The organism is uncultured Kordia sp. (genome assembly GCF_947489565.1).
Taxonomy (GTDB): Bacteria; Bacteroidota; Bacteroidia; order Flavobacteriales; family Flavobacteriaceae; genus Kordia.
In genome coordinates this window covers 235,679-255,533 of sequence record NZ_CANLEA010000005.1, presented here as the reverse complement: position 1 = coordinate 255,533, position 19,855 = coordinate 235,679, and the positions used below count along the sequence as shown (strand labels likewise).

Sequence of the window (19,855 nt, the reverse complement as noted above, 5' to 3'; positions counted from 1 at the left end):
AAAGTGTAGTAATGAATTACTTACGGAAAAACTACACTAATAGGTAGCGTAAAAACTACCCGTTAGTGTAGTTTTTTTTAAAAAGAACTATCTTTGTAATGAAAACTTAGAATTATGCCAGATGTAGATGACTTTTTTTCTTTTATAAATAGAGTCGACGATGTCTCTAAAGAAGATCAAAAACAAGCGGTTAATTATTTAGAATCAATTGATGCCTTTGCCAGGACTACTTATAAAAGTCTTTATGTAATAGATTACAAAGAAAAAGGATTCGATTATGTTTCTGATAACCCTTTATTTTTATGCGGTAATACCGCAGAAGAAGTAAAGAAAATGGGATATGCATTTTATTTTAAACATGTAGTTGAAGAAGATTTAGAGCTTCTTCTGAAAATTAATACAATTGGTTTTGAATATTATGAAAAAGTACCTGTTGAAGAACGTAAAGATTATACAATATCCTATGATTTTCATTTGATTAATAAAGAAGGTGAGAAAACTTTGATCAATCACAAAATGACACCTTTATTTCTAACGGCTGAAGGAAAATTATGGAAAGCTATTGCCATTATTTCTCTTTCTTCTGAAGCTAAATCTGGTAATATTAAAGTAACTAATAAGAAAAGTAATAAAGTATATAGCTACGATTTAGAAGGTGATTTTTGGAAAGAAACGGAAGCTCTTAAATTAACTAATAGGGAAAAAGAGATTCTAAAACACTCCACTAGAGGCTATACTATAAGCCAAATAGCAGAAATCATGTTTGTGTCTCCTGATACAGTAAAATTTCATAGAAAAAAACTGTTTGAAAAATTAGCAGTGGCCAATATTTCTGAAGCAATTACTTATGCTACAAATAATAAATTAATTTAATTATTCATTCATTATTGTTGATAAGTAAAATTTCGGGAATTTTTTTATTTCTTTATTTGTAGCAATATTAAATAGTAGATGTGTGCACATAGCAGCTACTGTCCATGAAGCTATAGATAATTGTGGTGGTGGTATCACGCTTTTTTCTTTCATATACTTTTCCAAAGCCTCATCGATCCAATCATGTGGAGTTCTCCAAAACTTCAAATAACTAGATGCATATTCTACCATCTTTACTTCATTAAACTTTTGACCAGGTTTTTCTATAGAATTTAAAGCCAAGTCTTCTGGTGAAATTACGGTGACTAATCCTCCCCAACCTAAATTATAAGGATGTAGTACCGGAATATTTTTTTCTTGACAGACTTCATCAAAAATTAAAGGCACATCAGAAGAAAAGTCTAAAGCATTGATTGCGATTTTATGATCACTTACGTACTCTTTAACATTATCTGGCGTTAAAAAGCAATTATGGATCTTTATGTTTGCATTTTTATTAATTGATAATAACCTTTTCTTTAGCGCATTGACCTTATCTGTAGAAATATCTTCTTGGGTATAATTTTGCCTGTTTAAGTTTGACATTTCTACCTGATCTCCATCTATGATTGTTATATTCTCAAAGCCCACTCTAAGAGCACATTCAGCAATTACGCTACCAATGCCAGCTCCTGCTAAAAATATTGGGCAATCTTTAATTGTTTTTTGCTCTTCTGGGGAAAGATAAATTCTATTTCTACTGTATCTAGTATTCATTATTATTAGGTTTTGAGCAAAAATAATAACTAATTGGTTGCTATGTATTACTCAAAAGGGTAGTTTTAGAAAAGAACTCATCTTAAACTCTAATTTATAATCACCAAATACTTCAACCCAACCAACCTTCACGATCTAAACTTCGATATTGAATAGCTTCCGCGATATGATTTGGTAAAATATTTGGTTCTTGTCCTAAATCTGCAATGGTACGTGCAACTTTTAAGATTCTGTCGTATGCGCGGGCAGATAAGTTTAAGCGTTCCATAGCGCTTTTGAGAAGATTAAGTGCTTCTTTGTCTAACTTGCAATATAAACGAATTTGTTTGGTGTTCATTTGCGCATTATAATGTAAGATTTCTGATTCTTTGAAACGTTCTGTTTGAAATTCTCTTGCTTTGATGACACGTTCACGAATTTCTGCACTGGTCTCACCTTTTCGTTCTTCAGAGAGCTTTTCAAAAGGTACTGGCGTGACTTCGATATGAATATCGATTCGATCTAGCAAAGGTCCTGAAATTTTTCCCATATAGCGATGCATTTCCATGGGAGAAGCTGCCATAGGAGAATTTGGATCATTGAAGAATCCGCTTGGACTCGGATTCATACTGGCCACCAACATAAAACTACTTGGATAGGTAATCGTAAATCTGGCTCTAGAAATCGTGACTTCTCGGTCTTCTAACGGTTGTCGCATCACTTCTAAGACACTTCTTTTGAATTCTGGTAATTCATCTAAGAATAATACTCCATTATGCGCTAATGAGATTTCTCCTGGTTGCGGATAGCTTCCACCGCCGACTAGTGCGACGTCTGAAATGGTGTGGTGTGGATTCCGAAAGGGTCTTTCTGCAACGAGTCCCGATTTATCTTTGATGTTTCCTACAACCGAATGAATTTTGGTCGTTTCTAAGGCTTCATGCAACGTTAATGGCGGAAGTATTGATGGTAATCGCTTGGCCAACATCGTTTTTCCTGAACCTGGAGGACCAATGAGAATAATATTATGTCCGCCAGCCGCAGCAATTTCCATGCAACGCTTAATGCTTTCTTGACCTTTAACATCCGAAAAATCAAATTCTGGAAAAGCCAAATTTTTCAAAAATTCGGCGCGTGTATCAATGACCGTCTGTTCCAAAGGTTCATCCTTGTCAAAGAAATTAATGACTTGTTTGATATTTTGCACACCATATACTTCTAGATTATTGACAACGGCTGCTTCTTTGGCATTTTGCTCAGGTAGTATAAAACCTTTAAAACCTTCTTCGCGCGCTTTGATGGCAATGGGCAATACACCATTGATGGGTTGCAAACTTCCATCCAAAGACAATTCACCCATAATTAAATATTGATCTAAATTTTCAGATTGAATCTGATTGGACGCAGCCAAAATTCCCAAGGCTAAAGTCAAATCATACGCGCTGCCTTCTTTGCGTAAATCGGCTGGAGCCATATTAATGGTAATTTTCTTCCCTGGAATTTTATAACCATTATTCTGTAAAGCAGAAGCAATTCTGTAGTTACTTTCCCGAATCGCATTATCGGGCAAACCTACCAAATGATACCCAATTCCTTTCGCAATATTTACTTCAACAGTAATTGTAGTAGCTTCAATACCAAAAACGGCACTTCCATAAACTTTTTTAAGCATAGTAAAAACATGTTTATGATAAAGCTATCTTTTTATCCAATACAAGTCGTAAATTACTTTGTAAGCGTTGATTTTTTTAAATAAACGTTGAATTATCACTATTGGAGTCAAGTAATTTTAAAAAGATAAATGATGATTTGTTTTTAATTCAATACTTACTGTTTTTAATATTGTATTCACAATAAAGCGCTCTCAGTTTTGTAATATCCTTATGGAATTGCTCATGAACCCACAGATTGTATTGATTCATTATTGTATGTGTAGATTGACTTGATGATTGATTGATGAGATATGCTACCATTATACCACTCATTATAGCTTTTAAAACTCCGTGTGAAGAACCTGGGTCTAGTACAAAAGCAGCATCACCTATTAGAAAACAATTGTTTTTAGCGCAAGTTTTAGCTTTTCTCCATGTCACATCAACAGCTTTTCTTATACCAGTTTGAGTTCCATCTGTTAACTGATTAGGTAGCCATTTACTTCCTATTTTTACATGTTCATTTAGATCTAATCGAACCCAAGTATGAAGGTCTTTTTTAACTTTTGTTATCCACGTCCATCCGTTTTCATCCCAAATCAGTTCTGGATGTAATGAATCATGTTTACTATTTTTCACATAACCATAATAAGCGATTAGTTTGGATGAATACTCATTAAACTTAATAGCAAAGTTATTTGCTAGCCAAGCTCTTTTTCCTGTTGCATCTATAAAATAGTCCGCTTCAAATATATCTGTACTAGTTTCAATTGATTGAATTCCTTGAATTGAATAATTAACTTTCGTAGGACTCACTCCTCCATGAAAAACTGCTCCAAGTTCAATAGCTTTGTTGAGAAGAATTGTATCAAATTCTTCTCTAAACAACTGAAATCCTCTCCAATTTTCAGCTTCATTATAAGCTTTAAAAGTTGAAGTTCCGTTTACAATATTCTCAATTCCCAAATGACGAAGTGGTGCTGATAGTAATGTTTCATCTAGTATGTTTAATTGTTTCAGTAACGGTTCTATTCCCGGATGGAGTGTTTCTCCGGGTGCATGTCTAGGGAATTTAGCACGATCAATCATGGTAACTTGATGTCCATTTTTCAGTAATTGAATCGCAGTTGAGGAGCCAGCTGGACCGGCTCCTAGGATTAGGATTTTCATAAATTCATTCCAGAAATAAAATTGATTTTTGGAATATCATTATCATTAAATGCTACCATATTAATTGGAGTTATTTCTTGCCAAACAAAAGTATCTTTATCAAGTTGGCACTCGTACTTTTTATCTACTTTCATTCTTAGTCTTTTTATGTCTGTAGTATCGACAAGAGGCGTATCGCCTTCTGGTGTAATAAAAATAAATCTAAAGCCACTTCCATTAAGTCTATTGTTCATACGATCATTTTGTGTGCTCCAATTATCAATTTCTTGGAAAGAAGCAAGCCATAATTGATTGAAATGAACTAAATCATTAACAGGAGGAAGAAGTTCTAAAATGCATTTTCGTAAAGCTTCCATACGTCCTATTAACTGTGAGGTAGTAATTTTTTTTAGTAAATCCATATTCATAAAACCTTGCCATGCATTAAAAGTGTAATCACTACGGGCAATATCAGCATAATTCACATATTCGTCATCTGAATCAGATTCTAAGAATGGACCATACTCCCCATCCCAACCTGTGAAAGACGAAACTCCAATAATATTGGCTACCTTAGGATGAATACCTAATTCTTCATCTGTTAATGGGATCGCTGTCATTTTCTTTCTAAATTCAATAAAAGTATCTGATAAGAAAAATGTTCTGGATGCGTCTGGCGCAGCAGCTGGCCAATATGAATTTAAAGCTGCACATAGTTTGGCATCCTCAGGGAAAGGGCTTCCTAGTCCGTAAGCTGCATAGAAGGCAGTACCATTATTTATATCTACCGATATGTCCCAACCTGGTGCAAATACATTAGATGCTGCATCTGGTAAATAACTAATAGACAATTGATCGTTTGATTTTAGATTTTCTTTGATTTGAAGAGAGTTCTTATTACTGATAACAGATGTATTAGTCACACTAATATCTGAAATAAAAGGTGAGTGATTGATATTTGCCCTTACTCTTCTCCCATCTGAAAGTGGAGAAGTACCACCTTGTAAAAAATGAGCATCAGAATCTGGGTTGACTTGCCAATTTCCTTGACTATTCTGAATTATCCCAGGAACTGAGTTCCACCTAAAAATATCTCTTTGATTAACTAATGGAAAAAAGTCAATAGCTGTAATCAATGAATATGCCGCTAAACTAGACAAGCCTTCAAATTCTTTAATTTTAACAAAACCATCTCCGGTTCGATCAATAAAATCAACAGCTAAATATCCTCCTTTATTTAACAATTCATTAAACTTATCTGAACGAAGATTATTAATATTTTCGATATCCAATTCTGGATTAACAACGTTAAGGTTTTTAACTCTTTGTCGAATATTTACATATTCAGGAGCGCTTCTACCTTGTCCTGCTGGAATTTGAAATGATGAATTATAGCGATTACCTCTGTTTGCCAAATTTTCATCATGTTCAGGAACTTTAAAAGCTACATATTTATTATTTTGGATAGCTGGCTCCGAAATGGCTCCTTTTGTAGGTTCAATTAGTATAGAACCTATAAAATTGTTACTAGAATACTTTAAATCTTTTTTTGAATAGAGAAAATCAGGTTTTGTAATATCATCAATTATGAAAGGAAATGCTTTTTGATCATAACTAGAATCAATTGGGATAGTATAGTTTATTTGGGAATCGTGAGCTTTTCTTAATTTTTCATTTTTATGATATGTTTCAAACTCTAACTTTAAATCTTGAATATCTGATAAACACTCATCTCCTTCAAATAATTTGTATACAGGGACTACAAAATCCATATCAGAATCATCTGAATTAGAGTCCATTATAGAGAAGTTAGTTTTAATGTTTTCCCCAGTATCTTTGATAGCCAAAAAAGCACCATAACGACAAGGTAATGCAGAAATAGCACCATCAGTGTCGCCTACCCAAAAGGATCTGCGTTTTGGATCATGTATAGATTCAGAAGTTCCTATTCGTGATATTCCTGTTCTGGAATAATTCATACCTGCATGAGCTCTATGTGAACTCTCTTCCCAAGTTCGATACTGATACGCAAAGACTGCGACGACTAATTTGGAACCATAATTTGCTTTAAGACTAGCCAAACTTTGTTTGTTTCCTTCTTTTTGTATCTCATTTGAATAAATAAAATTTTCAATTAAGTCCAATTCTTCTAAAGATGGATAGTATGTAATATTTGAATCAATTACATCTGGACTTGCAAGTGCATGATATAGCAGACTTTTTGAAAAACTCATTGGAGTGATACCTTGATTTCCATCAAGTCTATAATCATCAAAGCCTTCTAAATCTCTATTTATTTCATCAATAGGCATAAGCAATGCTTCTTTAAGCTTATCAGCCGAATTTTGCTCAATGTCAAGTTGGTTTTTAGTAACAGATAAAATTAATTCTCTCCATCCATTTTGTGCCAATTTGTTACACAGTTTGAATATTTCTTCTTTCATCTTCATATCGTATATAATTTTTAAGATTGTTTGATAAGTGTATTAATTGCTACATGTGGCCAGTCTATCTGATTGAAACCAATGTTTACTTTTTGACTGTATTGAAGAATTTCTTTTTTCTCACTTCCTTCACCTCGATCTCCTATCCAGAAATCACTCAATAAGTTTCCTATTGAAACCGGATTTGGAACGCGTTGTCCACTGGACATTTGTGTTGGAGTATTATCTTGCCTAAAAGAAAACACCCAATCTAGTGGATCTTCTGATTTTTCTCCTAAATCCTTTATAGAAGTATCGTTCAAGAAAGTCACCATTTTTTGTAGGTTAGGTCCTTTACGCCTAGTAACTTTTCCTTGAACACTTTTAAATTGTTTGTTTATTTCCTTTTGTAGAGTTTTATCATTTGAAACAACTTTTGGACTATAAAAAAAGTCTATATCTTCAAATTTAGAATTCAAAGCGTTGCTTACACTATCAATAAACAACATCCCATGAGTCATAAATGAGTTTGCTCTAGGAATTGCAGCTTGTCTGATGATTTGCGCCTTTTCTCCATTTCCACTTTCTTCTGGCGGCAGTTTTGCCAAAGGTTCTTTTTCACTTATAACACGTATAAGGAAATGCCCCATTTCTTGATGTATTGCCTTGCCATCTTTATGACCATCTGGATCTTTTATCGCAGGATTCCGAATCGTTATTTCATAGCTCATTCCATCCCAAAATCCTTCTTCTCCACTGATGCCTATATTTCTAGCTACACCTAATTTTTTAAATACTATAGTCTCACGCATTTGATCAAATCGGAGTGTAAAATCGGCTGCTACTGGTCTTCCAAAATTTGGTTGAGAAATAATATTCCATCCCCAATTATCAACCCATTTACCATTTAACTTATTTTGCCAAGTTCCTTTTAGTTTATTGAAAAATATATTTGCTGGTGTCATTTTATATTGATATTTATTAAACTGATAATCAAAACATTATTGATTACTAAATACGGCATATAAAAAGCACAGCACAATACCTATGAATGGGTATTATTGGTTGTCAAAATCAGTTTCGATTATGAAAAGAGTAGTTTTGTAATTAATATTCTGTAAAGTTGAAGTAATTCTGTAGTTATTTTCACGAATGACATTATCGGGCAGACCAACAAAATAATAGTCAATTCCTTTCGCAATATTTACTTCAACAATAGTTTTAGTAGCTTCAATACCAAAAATGGTATTTCTGTAGACTTTTTTAAGCATACTAAAGACGTGTTTATGATAAAGCAATCTTTTATCCTATACAAGTCGTAAATTACTTTGTGAGTGTTGAATTTTAAATAAAAAATCAACAAACTTGAGCAAAACCCAAGTCTGTTGATTTGTACTATTTACGGACACCAAATGACCAAAGAGTTACAAGCAAATCCAATGGTTTGATCGCACTGTTGTCCAAATGAATGGCATGCTCCAGGAGGTGTTGTTTCAATCTCACATCCGTTTCTCAATGTTACACCTCCTTTTACTTTGTTAACCTGAAAGTTACTAATAGTTTCTTTTTTAAGTTTTGGTGCTCTTAATTTTGATTTTTTCATAATAATCGTTTTGATACATGATACCTACTCTGTTAAAAGGTTTTCGGTTTCGCCTTGTAGATTAATGCATTAATGTGACCGAAAGTTATGTTGGTATCGGTATGAAAAAAAACAAAGCATCCTTATTTTGAACAAAATAAAGACGCTTTTTCGTTATGAATTTAGAATTATTTTTTTTAGTGATTACAGATTTCTCCATCCGTAGGTCTATCAATGTGAATCGGCTCTGTATCGTCGCCTATGACGCATTGTCCTCCAATTAATTTTGTCATTAGTACCGTTGCAATTGTACGTTTTTTTAACTCAATTTTTCTGTTCGTTTTTGATTTCATAATGTGATTGTTTTTAAAAAGTTAATACTAGTAGTATATTTTCCAAAGTTTTTTTTGGCGAAATATTCTCTTCAATGATAGTAAATAAAGGCGTTCTTTAAAAAACAGTGTTCCTAATTTTGAACAAAATGCGGTACTTATTCTATGTTTTTAAGCATTTTCTTGTAGAAGGTTTTTAATATAATCCGATGGCTTCACTTTTGTTCTTTCTTTAAAGTGCTTTACAAAGGAATAATCACTTTTATAGCCAACTTCTTTTGCGATGGAAGCAATTGAAAATTTGCAGAATTGTGTGTCTGTTTTCAGTCTGTTGATGGTATACGTGATGCGAAGATCATTGATATATTCGTTGAATTTCTTCTTTTTGTGCGTTTTTATGATTTGTGATAAATAGCTCCTATTGGTCTTTAGTTTTTTTGCCATCGCACTTAAACTACAATCTAAATTTAAAAAGTAATGAGACGTTTCTAGTTTCTCAACTCCTTTTAAAATCCTTGCTACTTTTTCATCTTCTATATCAAATAGTTTTTGCGCACTTTTCTTATTCGTCAAATTTTGATATTGTGCATTTAGAGATTCTATTTTTGACGTCAGTTTGTTAAAGACAACTTTGTTAGATCGTTCTTTTTTTACAGATTTAGACAAGGTAAATATCCAGACAATGATAAAAATGGCAGCACAACCTACAGCGTACCAAATAATGGTGTTGCTTTGCTCCTTCTCTTTTTTGAGCAATGCTATTTGATTTTTGAAAAGCTGTGTTTCTTGCTCATATATGTTGGTTTGAACTCTGTCTTCATCTTTTTCTAAAATTGCATTCAACTTAAGATATTCATCATGCCACAATAATGTTTGCTCCGTATTTTTAAGTTTGTTATAGCTTTTAGATAACAGCAAATACGTATCTAAGATGTACGCATCTCTTTTGGTATCATTTTTTAGAAGTTTGATCGTTTTCAGCAGTTGATCAACAGTTTGTTGGTATTTTTCTTGTTTGAAGAAACAGGCAGCTAAGAAATAGTTTGTGTATGTTTTTTGGTAGAAATCATTCGTTAAGACATCTTCTTTTAAGATATTTTCCGCTTGCCGCAGATATGTCAATGCTTCTTCAAAATTTTCTTTTTTATAAGAAATGATTCCTTTTTTGATGAGCAAATCTACTTTTCCGTGTGAATAGTCTAGTTTTTCACTAATTAGAAGTCCTTTTTCTATATGATGTAAAGCGTCATCCAATTGTTCCATATCCAAATAGGTTTCGCTTAAAATGGTGAGTAAGTTTACATGATTTCGCTTGTTTTTATATTTCGTCTGATCAATGATTTGCAATGCTTCTGTACACTTTTCCAAAGCTTTTTTGTATTGACGCATCATTCTGTGAATGACCGCAATATTCATTCTAGCAAAAAACTGGTAGTTTAGATTTTCTTCTTGTTCCGCAATTTGTAACAATGAATAATAAGCATTTAACGCTTTTTCATGTGCTCCTTGCTGCATGTATATGTTTCCTTTACGCAAGTAGGCTTTGGAGAGATCGGTTTTGTTTTGAATCTTTTGACTGACTTCAATGACAGCTTCTGTAAAGAGCATACTTTTATCATATTTTTCTTTTTTGTAGAAATGATATGCTATATCCAAAGCATGTTTTGTCCAGACTTCATCTTTATTCGAAATATCTAAAAACTCATTAAAAATACTATCCTTTTCATGTACTGAAGAAGATTTTATCTGTTTTGCCAACACTTCTGCAGATACTTTTTGTGCATGAGAAAATGTACATGTTAAAAATAGAATACAAAGAATGTGCGTTACTTTTAACATGCGAAAATGGTTTGGTTGTTTATTTTAAAAGTAAGAACTTTTCACAACTCCACAAAACCGTGTTGAGAGGAATTAAATATATTTTATGACTAAATTAAATGTACATTTAATTTAGAATTATACACATTATATAGGTGTATCAAAAAAATCTAAATACTTTGTAGTTAGGTATATTTTTTTAAATTCCTTTTCATAATCTAAATTATCTTTTTCAATGTTTTCAGGCAAATAAGATTTATATTGATACACACGCGATTTTTCATCAAACAACTTATCTTCTATTCTCAATATTTTTTTTCTAATAGAACCAGTATTTATCCTAAACCTTTCCTCTGCTATCATATGATGAGTTATAATATCATTATAATCATCTTCTAAAATATATAGTTCATGAAGCTTATCATTATATGATTTACCATCAGAATGTAATTGTATCATTTTATAATAATATTGCGCAGCAATTTCATAATGAGATTTAGAATCAATATAGGAAGATACTTCCGAATCAAGTATCTGCTGTATACTTTTTTGAAAATACTCTATTTTTGAAATAAAAACTTCTCCTTTTTTCTTATCAAATTTTATATTTTCAATAGTACTATTTTTATCAAATTTTTTAATAGATTCTTTACTCTCATCATCAAAATTGCTGAAGTTGAAGGCATTTAACAGAATATTTTTATAATTCTCATATGCGTTACACCAATCCCCCATTCTATCATGTGTTAAAGCAATATACGAATATCCTATTACGTAACCTGGATCGTAAAGTTTGAACATTTTTATGAGTTCTCCAAAACAGAACAAAGCTTCCTTAATCAAAAACTCAATAACATTGCTTATTTGAATTTTTCTTTCTCTATCTATTATATTTGTATCATGATTTAAAATTACTTTGATATTTTCTTTTATTTTCTTTAGTCTATTAGCATGTAGCATATGTAATGAAACTTGATCTTTAAGATCTACTAAAAATAACTCATCTAAATTCAGAACTCTTTTCATAATAAAATAACAACGCTCTGCCCTATATTTAAGTTCTAACATTCTAATATATCTATTGTTCATTGAACCATAGGGTGATACAATTGTTTTCCCTAATGCAAAATGCTTGATATTATTATCCCCAATGTTTTCAATTAATGAATATAGTTTCATTTTTATACTTTCAACAAGTATTATAACTTCTCTATTATCAGATGTATTACTTAAATTATTATACAATATATCTCTCCCAATATCTTTATTATCATAAATTCCTAGTACTTCTCTGTACTTAAGAATTTGAGGTCTATTTGATATTTGATTATTCCAACTAGTTATTTGAAAAATATTTTCTGCAATTCCTTCAATACTTCTAAAGTCTGATTTTTTCACATTAATATTGAGACTCGTATTAAATTTCCTTATTGTTTTCTCTCTAGTTCTATTGTTTGAGCTTAAAACAATCAAATCCTTCAATAAATAAAGAATTTTCATTAGTAATGAAGCGTAATAAGTATTATCTCCTGAACGTCTGTACAAAATTGCTGCTAAATAATATATATTAATAACCATTTCAATAGTATACATAGAGGTTCCTACTGAATCTAAAAATAATCGTATTTTATATTTTTGTGATGATAGTTTATTAGCTTCATTATATTTTTTAAAAATATCTAATTTCTTAATGGGCATCTTTAAATTTGCATGTTTTAACGACCCTAAAATACTATCTCCTAATTTTACGATTATATTAGCAATGTAAAACATTCTTTTACTACTAATCATATCTATACACTCTGGTAATAAAAAACCAGCCGTTATTGCCAAAAGATTATTATTCAATTTTTCTGAAATTTCTTTATTAGTAACAGCTGAGGCGTTTTTACTAGAAAACTTCTTTTTTATTTTTTCTTCTATCCTGTTTTTATGACTGTCAACCAAAAAATACAGTGAATTCCAATAATAGTTAAATGATGTTAGTGATGGATAGAAATCATAATCTTTCCTCTTTGTTTTATCATATATATTTTGTTGCTGTTTTAAAATTTTATCTGATGTTATATTATTTTTTAGTTTAAAAACCTCAAGAAAGTAATTTTCATTTAAAAAGAATTTCGGAAACTGACAATTTTTAAAATATATCAAACTTCCGATATTGTTATAATAATCTGCCAATAAGTAATTTTTTCTATATACACTTAGTTTTTGATTTTCATTTTCTGGGTTTTGTCCTAAATTATTAATACCTATAACTCGTTTAAATTCACTTCGATTACGTGATAAGCTTGCATAAGTTATTCCATCTAGACGCGACTTTTCTGTAGCTGCTAGTAATGCCAGAAACGGCATACTTATGATTTGCAAGGTTCTATGATCCTCTGAGACCTCTATATTCTCACTGTTATATATATTTCTTGCATAATGTTTATTATTGTTTTCATTTAAGCCAACAACTATTTTTAAATAGCGTTCCGTATCTAAGATTAATGTTTTATACAACGAAAATGCAGAGTCAAAAGCGCGTATTTTTTCTAAAGTTAAGCCAAGTTTAAGCTGGTTTCTTAACCATATTAAAAACTGATGTCGTGTAATTTTTCTATCAGTTATAGCTCTTGGAAAACGTAATGATTGAATTGATTCTGAGTAATAAACAATTGCTTCATCATATTCTTTGTCATAAAAATGTAAGTCCCCTAAAATGGTTTGTACAAAACTTACAGAATGAATAAACTGATTATCATCTGCTATTGGAATATATTTTTCATATCGTTTTTCTAATTCGTGTAGCTTTTTTTTATAGTGTCTTTTGGTAAATAAAGATTCATCTAATGTAAAATTAAAAGCAGCAGAACTCAAATCAGATGTTTTAGAAAGGTATATTAATTCTCTCCTAACAATGCTCCTAAATTTATAATCAAAAATTCCACTAGTAGTATTCTCAATGTAATTTGAAGAATAAAAACGCATTAAATCTTCTATAAACTTTCGAAGGTTTGGTTCTCTGTTCACCAAAACTACTTCTGGAATTAATTCTAAATTACGCCATGAAAATCCAAATGAATGAAACTTAAATATATGGTCTATAATGAATGATGATGAGAATAATAATTTATCTCCTAAAGATTTTAAATGCCTACTATTACTAATTATATAAGGTCTATATAAACTTGCTGTTAAGCCAATTTCATATTGAAAATTAAAATTAAATTTCAAAAATAACCGATCTGTATTTTGATCTTTTTTATTTTTATTCTCTTTCGCATTTTTATCATTCTCTTGGAGAACAACTAAATTATCTTGCAGAAAATTTTCGGGGAATTTTTCATTTTCAAACGGTATAGAGACTATTATTTTCTCTGTAAGTGTTGTAAGTTTCTTAGGAGTTCCATTACTCCTGTATGTTAAATAAATAATATAATTTTGAAGTGTCGATATTATCTTAAAAATTTTTTTTCGTTCTTCTTCAGATGCATTACTAAATTGATCACTTAGTTCATTATATGCGATTTTTTTATCAGAATAACTAAGCATTAATAAATCGACAACATTTATTAATTTTCTATTTTCATCAAATTCGTTTATACTATGACTCTTAATACTTTGATATAATTTTTTTAGATTAGGTTTTGGACATAATTTCTCTTTATTTTCATTGCCTCCAAGATTATTCATAATAATATTACACAGGTATCTTTCTGTCATTTGAGTAACTCCTCCGCTACCCGGAATATCTCGAAAAGAATCTTTAAAAAAACTTTCTACGTAGATTACATCATTAAAAATGCTACTATAAAATGAATCTCTATCTGCTATATCTGCTAAATAAGCATCATACATTTCTCTTCCTCCAATAAAGAAAAACTTAACTCTTACTACATTTAAAAATCCTTTTAAATTAGCCAAAAGATTAGCAACTGCTGCTTGACGCTTACGTATTTTATTATCTTCTAATGAATTAAAATCTAATGTAGGGTTAGCAAATTCTTTCTCTTGAAGTACTATAGTACTTTGTGGTTCTACTTTATCTAACTCATCTATAATAAAAGCAAATTGACTAATTGTTTTGTGGGTTCTTTCTCTTAAGACATCAATGTCTTTGAATATCTCTATTAAGTAGTCTTCTATTTCTTTAGAATTAGCAACCGGGTAGGTAATGGCATTTCTATCCGAATATGAGCCTATAGGCATAGAAAAATTTGTTAACCAAGATGAGTTTGATGTTGATTCTGTACTTAACTTAAGTTCTTTATGAGAACTTACTTGACCACTCATACGATTAATCAGGTTATCTAACTTTTTTAGAACATTATTATAATTAACTTGAGATCTGTTTAAAACCCTATCATTGACCAAAAACATCAAAAACTTTATAGGTTGGTATATTTTTCTGCGAAAAATTTCAGTTCTTAAAAATTGTTCATTATTTTTCCAATATTCTCTTACGTTAATTGCTATTCGGCGCAATACATCAATTTCATTGAGACCTTCTTGCGATAAGTTAATTTCAAATTTTTCGTATTTAACTAATTGTTTTTTTTGTTGCTTCCTTCTTCTAAGTAAATATTTTAATAGATCAAAAAGTCCAAAAATAGAAATCAATATCAAATAGGAAACGATAATACTAAGAGTAAGTTTAAGCCATTCTATACTACTATATGATGTTACTGGCTCATAAATATCTACAAATTTTTCGCCTAGACTATATAATGCTTGAATATCTCCATTGAATAAGGTTCTACAGTATGCTTCTAAAATGGGAAAATGAAAAATGTCTAATTCGGAAATATAAAATTTAATCAGGTTGACTAAAAACACGAAACAAATAAAGAAAATAAAATATATTCGTTTCAATAGAGATAAAATTCTCTGTAATTTATAATTCTCTGATTTTTGCGACAAAAAGGTTAATGCTATTATAAGTACTATTGATGAAATTATAATAGCATAAAACACTGCTTGAGTTTCAAACTTAAATACTGAGCATATAAAAAATATAATTGTTAATGTAAAAAAAATGACTTTAAGAAATATGGATATGTATAAATGCCATTTATTTTCCTTTATGACTTCCTTTTCATTAAAATTAAAAATAGCTTCTCTAATTACACTTGTTTTTCCCATACCACGAAAACCTGTAATCAAGTAAGCTCCTGACTTAATTTTAGTATTCGCTAGTATAGATATGATTCGTTCTATAATTTTCTCCCTACCAATAAAGCGATTATTACAGTTCGCAGAATCTTTACTTTCTTTATCTTTATAAAAAGGACTATGAAAAAACTCATACCCTTTTAGTTCAATGTATACATCTTTAATTTTTGCGGAATACTTGGATAGACTAGAATTTGACATACTATATATTTACTTTAGTTAAATATAAAATATGTCAACATTAAAATCATGAGGATTCCCGTAATGAGAAGAAATTATTTTCACATAATCAACTTTTTATCAATCAATTATATTACTCGAAACTCCACAAAATTGTGTTTAATGGTACAAATAAGAGCATTATATTTCTATAAAAAATATAATTGCATATCTTGGCGGTATAGAGATTAAATATGGATATCGACTTTCTAATTTCCCTTGCTTTAGGACTCATAATGTTTGGCATAGGTTCTTCTTTAAAAATAGAAGATTTCAAAAATGTATTTAAAACCCCAAAAAGCCTAACAATTGGCTTATTATTACAAATTATAGCTTTACCAATATTGGCTTTGGTCATTGTTTCTTTTACAAATTTGAGTCCTGAATGGAAAATGGGAGTCTTTATAGTATCTATCTGTCCTGGTGGTACCACATCAAACTTCATAAGTTATTTATTGAAAACAGATGTGGCTTTATCAATTTCACTAACAGTGGTCAATTCTTTTATTATCTTATTTACCATTCCAACGTTAGTTTTTTTGGGATTGGACTATTTTGAATTGGAAAATAGTAATGATAATTTCAGTCTTGTAAATACGATTACACAAGTTTTTTTGACTTTAATTTTTCCAGTTTTAATCGGACTCTTTTTGAATGAAATGTATTCTAAAATCATTCAAAAAATACAAAGCTATCTAAAGTATTTCAACATTATTTTGTTGGCGTTTGTTTTTGGTGTAAAGTTTTTTGCATCTGAAACGAATGGAGGAAGCGGTATAAACACAGAAATAATTTACATTTTACTTCCTTCTTGCCTATTACTACATTTGATTTCAATGCTGGGCAGTTATTTTTTATCTTTAAAGTTAAAATTGAATAATCTACAATCAACTACCATTGGAATCGAAGTAGGTTTGCAAAATACTGGATTGGCATTGCTTGTAAGTACCACCATTGTTCAAAACGAAATTATGGCGCAACCTGCATTGGTTTTTGCTATTTTTTCCTTTTTTACAACCTTAGTTTTTGGTTATGCCATGAAAAATAGAGGTCAAATATTGAAGACAATTACTAAAAGAAAAGTCTCATAAACTAAATATAAAACCTTTGTTAGTTATATTTCAAATAAATAATATTCTCCTCTAAATTTCCACAAAACCATGTTGAAACGCATAGGTTACTAATTCTGAAACGGAATGAATATTGAGTTTGCTATATAAATTCTTTTTGTGCGATTGTACCGTGTTTACAGAGATGAACAGCATATCCGCGATTTCTTTTGTCTTTTTATTCTGTGCAATGAGTTTTAAAATATCTATTTCTCTTGGTGTGAGTTTTACAAGTTCTGTTTGCTTCTTTTGAGAAGCTTCTTGCGGATCATTGAGTAAGATGGTTGTCAATCGTGGATCATAGAAATTCTCTCCTTTGGCAACTTTTTCAATAGCATCTATCAGCATTGCTTTGCTGGTACTTTTTAAAACATATCCTTTGGCGCCTTTGGAAATGGCATCTTTGATAAATTTGACTTGATCATGCATGGTAAGCATCAATACATTTTGTGTTGTTTCTGCTGCTGTTAATGCATCTAAAACATCCAAACCGCTCATTTCTGGCATTGAAATATCTAAAATCAAAACGTCGACAACCTGTGTGTGAATGTATTGCAATGCTTGTTTTCCGGAAGTGACAATTTGTATTTCATAACGATTCTCGCTCTGCAACATGATGGCAATGCCTTCTGAAACCAAATTGTGATCATCACATATAAGTAATTGTAACTTTTTCATTTTTAATGTTTTATTAATTTCTTATTGGAATATCAATGTTTATAGTCGTTCCACGATTTGGGTTTGAATCGATATCGCAGCTTCCTTCCATGATGTGAATGTCTTTTCGGAGATTTTTCAATCCAATTCCGTTGGCTAATTGATCTTCATGAAAACCTTTTCCATCATCTTCTACCATGATATTGATAGCATCTCTATTTTTTGTAATGTAAATAGTCAATGTCGTTGCTTCTGCATGTTTGATGGTGTTGTTGACCAATTCTTGCAAGATTCGAAAGATAAAAATACTGATTTGCGAGTTTTGAAAATGCTCCAAACCATGAATTGTTGTATGTACTTTGAGTTGCTCATTCCCTACTTTTTCAGAGAAATTAGTAATTGCGGTTTTTAGGTCAAATTCTGGAATCGGATCTTGATCAAAACGATGCGAAATATTCCTGATTTCATACGTAATAGCCTGAATGATTTGCAAAGTTTTGTCATACAGTTTTTTAGTGTTTTTATGTGCAGAAAGCAGTTTTTGATCAAAAGCTTGGAAGTGAAAATTCATAGATGTCAACAAACTACCAATATTGTTATGCAATTCTTTCGAAATTTCCTCCTTCTCTTTGGTACGTGCTGTTAATGTTGCATTGATGATTTCAATTTCTTGATCGTTTACTAAATTCTGAATGCGTTCTTGCAGTAATAATTCTTGTTGTTTTGCGAGTTGACTCGTGGTTTTTTTCAATTTATAGAAATAGAAAGCAATGATCGATACTAAAATCACAATCACACCAAAAGCTATTAAAAAGGCATACAATTTTTCATTCTCTTCCTGCTTTCGCAACGCTTTTTCTTCTGCCAACGCATTGTCTTTTTCTAATAAAGATACTTCTGCTTTTTTTGCTTTTGCTTGTGAAGACCTTTGTATAGCCGCTATTTCCCAGAGTTTTTCTTCATTAAAAACTGCATCATTTAATTTTTCGTAAGCAATTCGATGTTTGTATGCTTCTTGAAAGTTTCCTTCTTTAAAAGCTATTTCTGCTTGCATTTTCGCAAAATATCTATTGACTGTATGCTTATTGATATCTTCAGAAAGTTGCATAGCTTGATTCAATTCGTTTTTAGCTTTTATCAATTGATCTTTTTCTAAATACATGGAGGCTTTCGAAAGGTGAACTTTAGCCAAATTGGTTGCCAATTTTTCTTCAGTCATATATCCTGTAGCTTTATTCAAATATTCAAAAGCTAGTTTTGTATTGCGTTCTGAATATAATTCGGCAATATTTAAATAGCTATCTACTAACGCGGAAGAGTCTTGTAATTTTTCTTTGAGATGAATGCTTTTTGTAAAATAATGTAATGAAATAGAATCTTCTCCTTTTTCATAGAATAAAGCGCCTAAGTTGTTATACAATTTGGCTATTCCTTCTTGATTTTTAGTGGTCTGATAATGTTGTAGTGCTTTTTGATAATACGATTCTGCCAGCTTATAATCGTATGAAAGACTATACACATTTCCTAAATTAGTATATGTTTGAATGGTTTGTCTGCTCAAAGAATCCTTTTTGTTGATCAATAAAGAGCGTTGTAAATGATATACTGCTGAATCATAGACACTTTTCTTCACATAAACATTACCCAAATTTACATGCGTATTACTGCGTTGTGCATTAGTAATGCTACTATCTTGAATCGTTAATGCTTTTTTATAGACTTCCAAAGCATCTTCATACAATTCATTTCGTTTGTACAGCAGCGCTTTGGTATTGTACACAGCCAACAAGCCTTTATAATGCATTGCTTTCTTTTCAATATCTTCTGCATGTTGTAATATGGAAAAAGCACTATCTAACCTTCCTTTTTGATTCCAATAATAGGATTGTATTCGAAAGCTTTTGCCTCTTCCTTTAGCGTAATTGATATGCGTAGCCAATGAATCTGCCCTTTTAGTTGTTTTAAAAGATAGTTCCCATTCTTTCTGTATCATAAATTTAAAAGCCTCAGCATTTAAACTATCAACTGCAACTTGAAACGTATTTTGTGTTGCTGATTTTTTCTTTTCACATTGTACACAGATGAGCGCAAAAAAAAGAATCGTACAAATTGAAAGGATTTTTTTTTCTCGCATGTATAATAGATTGTT

14 protein-coding genes are annotated in these 19,855 nt (G+C 30.8%); 2 read left to right on the top strand and 12 right to left on the bottom strand.

Annotation, left to right across the window (positions count from 1 at the left end; genetic code table 11):
• Positions 1–114 precede the first annotated feature (114 nt).
• Positions 115–873: a LuxR family transcriptional regulator gene (locus tag Q0845_RS08795; protein WP_298511841.1), complete on the top strand. Its 759-nt coding sequence runs from the start codon at positions 115–117 to the stop codon at positions 871–873.
• Here the strand turns inward: Q0845_RS08795 and Q0845_RS08790 are convergent, their stop codons facing one another.
• From Q0845_RS08790 to Q0845_RS08745, 10 genes are all read right to left on the bottom strand, one after another.
• Positions 874–1,629: a ThiF family adenylyltransferase gene (locus tag Q0845_RS08790; protein ID WP_298511839.1), complete on the bottom strand. Its 756-nt coding sequence runs from the start codon at positions 1,627–1,629 to the stop codon at positions 874–876.
• Positions 1,630–1,741: 112 nt separating this feature from the next.
• Positions 1,742–3,280 (bottom strand): YifB family Mg chelatase-like AAA ATPase, encoded by a 1,539-nt coding sequence (locus tag Q0845_RS08785; RefSeq protein WP_298511837.1) that lies wholly within the window; start codon positions 3,278–3,280, stop codon positions 1,742–1,744.
• Positions 3,281–3,428: 148 nt separating this feature from the next.
• Positions 3,429–4,430, bottom strand: a complete 1,002-nt coding sequence (locus tag Q0845_RS08780; RefSeq protein ID WP_298511836.1) for an NAD(P)/FAD-dependent oxidoreductase — start codon at positions 4,428–4,430, stop codon at positions 3,429–3,431.
• The gene (locus Q0845_RS08775) at positions 4,427–6,853 is read right to left on the bottom strand and encodes a hypothetical protein (protein WP_298511834.1); all 2,427 of its coding nucleotides are present in this window, start codon (positions 6,851–6,853) and stop codon (positions 4,427–4,429) included. Before Q0845_RS08775 ends, Q0845_RS08780 begins: the two co-directional genes overlap by 4 nt.
• A 20-nt stretch (positions 6,854–6,873) precedes the next feature.
• Complete coding sequence (locus Q0845_RS08770) at positions 6,874–7,797, bottom strand: hypothetical protein (RefSeq protein ID WP_298511832.1); 924 nt, start codon at positions 7,795–7,797, stop codon at positions 6,874–6,876.
• 93 nt (positions 7,798–7,890) lie between these two features.
• Positions 7,891–8,103, bottom strand: coding sequence for a hypothetical protein (locus Q0845_RS08765; protein ID WP_298511830.1), 213 nt, complete (start codon positions 8,101–8,103; stop codon positions 7,891–7,893).
• Between the two features lie 128 nt (positions 8,104–8,231).
• Entirely contained in the window at positions 8,232–8,435 is a 204-nt protein-coding gene (locus Q0845_RS08760) for a hypothetical protein (RefSeq protein WP_298511828.1), read from the bottom strand.
• Positions 8,436–8,611: 176 nt separating this feature from the next.
• On the bottom strand, positions 8,612–8,767 hold the full coding sequence (locus Q0845_RS08755) for a hypothetical protein (protein WP_298511827.1): 156 nt from the start codon (positions 8,765–8,767) through the stop codon (positions 8,612–8,614).
• A 150-nt stretch (positions 8,768–8,917) separates the two neighbouring features.
• Entirely contained in the window at positions 8,918–10,585 is a 1,668-nt protein-coding gene (locus tag Q0845_RS08750; protein ID WP_298511825.1) for a helix-turn-helix domain-containing protein, read from the bottom strand.
• A gap of 126 nt (positions 10,586–10,711) precedes the next feature.
• Complete coding sequence (locus tag Q0845_RS08745; protein WP_298511823.1) at positions 10,712–15,922, bottom strand: ATP-binding protein; 5,211 nt, start codon at positions 15,920–15,922, stop codon at positions 10,712–10,714.
• Positions 15,923–16,134: 212 nt separating this feature from the next.
• Between Q0845_RS08745 and Q0845_RS08740 the strand changes: the two genes are divergently transcribed.
• Positions 16,135–17,031: a bile acid:sodium symporter gene (locus Q0845_RS08740; protein WP_298511822.1), complete on the top strand. Its 897-nt coding sequence runs from the start codon at positions 16,135–16,137 to the stop codon at positions 17,029–17,031.
• Positions 17,032–17,082: 51 nt separating this feature from the next.
• Here Q0845_RS08740 and Q0845_RS08735 read toward each other — a convergent pair whose 3' ends face one another.
• Positions 17,083–17,727, bottom strand: coding sequence for a response regulator transcription factor (locus Q0845_RS08735; RefSeq protein ID WP_298511820.1), 645 nt, complete (start codon positions 17,725–17,727; stop codon positions 17,083–17,085).
• Between the two features lie 13 nt (positions 17,728–17,740).
• On the bottom strand, positions 17,741–19,840 hold the full coding sequence (locus Q0845_RS08730; RefSeq protein ID WP_298511818.1) for a tetratricopeptide repeat protein: 2,100 nt from the start codon (positions 19,838–19,840) through the stop codon (positions 17,741–17,743).
• Between the last annotated feature and the right edge of the window lie 15 nt (positions 19,841–19,855).

Excerpts from the sequence above, each read along its gene's own strand:
- Q0845_RS08755 (WP_298511827.1), bottom strand. The coding sequence starts at position 8,767 with ATGAAATCAAAAACGAACAGAAAAATTGAGTTAAAAAAACGTACAATT.
- Q0845_RS08745 (WP_298511823.1), bottom strand. The coding sequence starts at position 15,922 with ATGTCAAATTCTAGTCTATCCAAGTATTCCGCAAAAATTAAAGATGTA.
- Q0845_RS08760 (WP_298511828.1), bottom strand. The coding sequence starts at position 8,435 with ATGAAAAAATCAAAATTAAGAGCACCAAAACTTAAAAAAGAAACTATT.
- Q0845_RS08735 (WP_298511820.1), bottom strand. The coding sequence starts at position 17,727 with ATGAAAAAGTTACAATTACTTATATGTGATGATCACAATTTGGTTTCA.
- Q0845_RS08765 (WP_298511830.1), bottom strand. The coding sequence starts at position 8,103 with ATGCTTAAAAAAGTCTACAGAAATACCATTTTTGGTATTGAAGCTACT.
- Q0845_RS08770 (WP_298511832.1), bottom strand. The coding sequence starts at position 7,797 with ATGACACCAGCAAATATATTTTTCAATAAACTAAAAGGAACTTGGCAA.
- Q0845_RS08785 (WP_298511837.1), bottom strand. The coding sequence starts at position 3,280 with ATGCTTAAAAAAGTTTATGGAAGTGCCGTTTTTGGTATTGAAGCTACT.
- Q0845_RS08740 (WP_298511822.1), top strand. The coding sequence starts at position 16,135 with ATGGATATCGACTTTCTAATTTCCCTTGCTTTAGGACTCATAATGTTT.
- Q0845_RS08775 (WP_298511834.1), bottom strand. The coding sequence starts at position 6,853 with ATGAAAGAAGAAATATTCAAACTGTGTAACAAATTGGCACAAAATGGA.
- Q0845_RS08780 (WP_298511836.1), bottom strand. The coding sequence starts at position 4,430 with ATGAAAATCCTAATCCTAGGAGCCGGTCCAGCTGGCTCCTCAACTGCG.
- Q0845_RS08730 (WP_298511818.1), bottom strand. The coding sequence starts at position 19,840 with ATGCGAGAAAAAAAAATCCTTTCAATTTGTACGATTCTTTTTTTTGCG.
- Q0845_RS08795 (WP_298511841.1), top strand. The coding sequence starts at position 115 with ATGCCAGATGTAGATGACTTTTTTTCTTTTATAAATAGAGTCGACGAT.
- Q0845_RS08750 (WP_298511825.1), bottom strand. The coding sequence starts at position 10,585 with ATGTTAAAAGTAACGCACATTCTTTGTATTCTATTTTTAACATGTACA.
- Q0845_RS08790 (WP_298511839.1), bottom strand. The coding sequence starts at position 1,629 with ATGAATACTAGATACAGTAGAAATAGAATTTATCTTTCCCCAGAAGAG.